Raw genomic sequence first — 1,849 nt, 5'->3', positions numbered from 1 at the left:
CGCCTTTCTCCGCAGACAGGGACTTGTAAGCTTGCTCTATACACATCAGAGCTTCGCTTGATTCTCGTGAACCGCCGTATGCTGAACGGCACGTACGGTGGTGTGAGAGGTGAGGTCGGTGACGGCCTCACCTACTCGATCAAAAATGCTTGATTTGAATAGGCTGAAATATTAACGGTTGATTCCCGCAACCATATCCCCCTTGCTGTCCTGATGTATCAGATAGCGGTCCTGAGGCATCTTATATCTTGAATCACAAACCGGATTGCCGCCATTATCCACACCATCCGGTCCCACACTGTAGAGTAGATAACCCTTGGCTGTCTTTTTGTAGATGAGCGGTCTTTTTGTGTTAAAAGGATCTTTTGGTATCGTGCTCAGATAAGCCGGGACGAGGTCCTGGAGTCTGCTCGGATAGTTGCCGTGGTCAGAATGATAAGCCTGTAGCGCCAATGAGACCAGCAGGAGAGCGTTTCGGGCTTCAGTCTTGTAAGTGTAGTCGAACCATATCCTGTCGTAAAGATCGACCATTTCTTTTCCGTATGGGTAATTGGGTGTGACCTTGATATGGGCAGTGTAAGAACCTTTGCTGACACTATCGATATATTGGTCCATAAAGTTCTTATAGTTATTGAGAACCTGGCTTTTAGTGCAGGTCAGTAGCCGTGCGCGGTCCTTCCAATCTGTCCTGTCATTCAATGCGATCATGGGGACATACTTTCTCCAGTCGGAGCTTTCCAGAATCGGCATCATCTCAACTTGGGTGGATAAGCTGCAGTTTTCCAGCACTTCGGTAAAATCCGGCTTACCTGCCATCAGCTTTTCCAGCCGCCTTGCGGCAGCTTTGGCTTCAGCTCTGTTCAGTTTTTTAGCAGAGTCCCAGATGTCTTGAGCTACCAGAGACCGAATAGAAGTTCCCACTAAAAGGCTAAAGTCATTCCCACCTTTGTGGATGTCAATGCTGAACTCCACGACATCCAGATAGCTGTCCATCGAGCCCTTCCAGTCGCCAAGTGCAGCCTTTAATCTACCGTCGAGCTTTAGCAGTCGCCCCATATTACGAAACTTTGGAAATGGTGGCCACGTTCCGACTGTCCAAGTTTGCATCGGCTGCCTGTACTCAAATGAAAACCCTTTGCGTAACGTTTTAAACGCTTCGGCGTTATCATCCAGTATTTGCTTCCATTCAGTAAGCGTTTGTTTGCCTTTAGGATTTTCATATGCCGCGTTGCTTATACTGTTTGCGTCAACGATAGCTTTCGATGCTGCAACGGAATAATCATAAGCGTTTGGTGAGGGCATTTTTCGAGCAGGAACGGATAGTCTTGGAGTGACATTCGATGTGTAGAACCTAAGTGCTATGATTGCGGCCAGTGCAATTACAACCGAAATTACAACAAACAGTAGTTTCCCGTCTTTTTTCTGATGAGCCACTTGTGTCAAGTCCTTTTAGTTGATAGATGTTTAGAGATAACCGGGTAATTCAAGTTTAGTAGTTCAACATGGGATTGGTGGCCGGGGAGGGACTCGAACCCTCATGAGTTGCCTCGGCGGATTTTAAGTTCTATTTGACACCGACACCATCGATTATTACGGGTCGATATAGATATTATAGAAGATAACTTCCAATATGAAAAGTCGTTTGTGGGCGTTATGTGGGCGTTATGAGTCGAACAGGATGTTGCCAAAAATGTTGCCAACTCGCACCGCAATCATTCCACCTTCACCCACACACTCTCCGTCCGTGGTTGCATACGTAATGCCGCCCCTTTGCCCTGTATGCCGGTTGCTCTGGTACGACCGGCAGCAGCGCAGGCCGTCTGAAAATCCGACCGGGTCCAACCGGCAT

General features: G+C 47.8%; 2 protein-coding genes. Both read right to left on the bottom strand.

From position 1 onward, the window contains the following. Positions 1–171: 171 nt before the first annotated feature. Positions 172–1,434 (bottom strand): type II secretion system protein GspG, encoded by a 1,263-nt coding sequence (locus tag LLG46_12180; protein MCE5324057.1) that lies wholly within the window; start codon positions 1,432–1,434, stop codon positions 172–174. Between the two features lie 228 nt (positions 1,435–1,662). Continuing rightward, positions 1,663–1,849: hypothetical protein (locus LLG46_12175; GenBank protein MCE5324056.1), on the bottom strand; the 187-nt coding region annotated here is incomplete at its 5' end.

Source organism: bacterium (assembly GCA_021371935.1).
In the GTDB taxonomy this organism is placed as follows: Bacteria; Armatimonadota; UBA5829; order UBA5829; family UBA5829; genus UBA5829.
Note: the sequence above shows the minus strand (reverse complement) of the source record. Positions and strands in the feature narration are given on the sequence as shown.